The organism is Paraburkholderia humisilvae (genome assembly GCF_902859855.1).
In the GTDB taxonomy this organism is placed as follows: domain Bacteria; phylum Pseudomonadota; class Gammaproteobacteria; order Burkholderiales; family Burkholderiaceae; genus Paraburkholderia; species Paraburkholderia humisilvae.
Map to the genome: position 1 here is coordinate 1 of NZ_CADIKH010000353.1, position 1,326 is coordinate 1,326.

Annotated in this window: 1 protein-coding gene; it reads right to left on the reverse strand. The window is 60.5% G+C overall.

Annotation, left to right across the window (positions count from 1 at the left end; translation table 11 throughout):
• A partial coding sequence (locus tag HV796_RS42475; protein ID WP_281370002.1) for an ESPR-type extended signal peptide-containing protein occupies positions 1–1,023 on the reverse strand: 1,023 nt, incomplete at its 3' end.
• Positions 1,024–1,326 lie beyond the last annotated feature (303 nt).

Consider the following 1,326-nt stretch of genomic DNA (forward strand, 5'->3'; position numbering starts at 1 on the left):
GTCGAGCGCCGTGCTCGCGGCGTTGACCGCCGCGTTGGTCGCGTACAGCTGCGAGCCGTTGACCGCGTCCGTGCTCGTGCCCAGCACCTGGCCGGCCGCCACGTTGGTGATCTGCCGTTCGTTGCCCGTCGAGCCAACACTCACCACGCCGGCCGGCGCGCCGCCCGCATAGGTGTACGCCGTGCCCGCGATCGTGTCGCCCGTCACTGGAACGGCGGCTGTCGTCGCAACCGAATGCGCACCTAACGCAACCGAATTGGCGATCGACGCCGTTGCGGCCGAGCCAACGGCCAGAGTATTGTCCTGATTCGCCGTCGCGCCTTGCCCCAACGCCGTCACATTACTGCCGGTCGCGTTGGCGGCCTGGCCAAACGCGGAGGCCGTCGTTCCGCTGGCGGTGGCAAGTTGGCCCGCTGCCGTGGCGTCGTCGCCGTTCGCGAACGATCCAGTAGCCAACGCGGTGGCACCGAAGCCTTGTGCGGTCGCGCCGCCAATATTGATGCCACGCCCCCCAGTATCAATCCCAGATCCCCCACCAACGGCCGTCGCAGCGTCGCCACTTGCGGTCGATCGACTGCCAAGAGCTGTTGCCGAACGGCCCAAAGCTTGGGAGCCGCTGCCGACCGCCAAGGGATTCGCATAGGCAGACCCTGTAACTGTCGACCCGGGGCTCATCGCCGAAGCCCCGGACCCGATAGCGATGCCGTCGCAGGCTGTCACTTGCGCGATAATATCCGATGCCCCTATAGCCATGTTTCCGAAGCAGCCGGTACCGTCGGCAGTGGTGCCGTTGACCGAATAGTCTGCAAAGGCGGGGGTTGGCACAGTAGTACCCAGCGTGGACAGAACAGCAAGCGTGGAAGTGCCCACCGCGTGCCGGAATCGGTGACCAATTAGTTCAGCAGTTGCCGTTTTCGGGGTACGTTGTCCTTTCCCTTTCGAGTTGGCGATCGCGGTTTCCGCTGCCGGCACCCACGCCTGCACACGACGGTTCCACACCAGCTGATAAAGATTCCTGTTCATGGCTGTAATCCCTCTATGAGTGCGCAAATTTCACTGCGCAGGCAGCTTTGCTATGCGCCGTACGATGGGTTGCTGGTGTAATGTGTAATCGATTCGTACAACTAATCTATATTTACACGGATAATCGGGCAATAATCAATTATGCGTTTATATGGTGATGAATTGATACTGGTTTGATGTATCGTTTGACCGATTATTGACCTTTCCATAAATCATGACGTCACCACAAGGTTGCCTGAATCCAGCACGCGGCGATGATCGAAGGTCGGTGCTGAGCGCTTTTGAGCTTGTTGCGAGCGACGG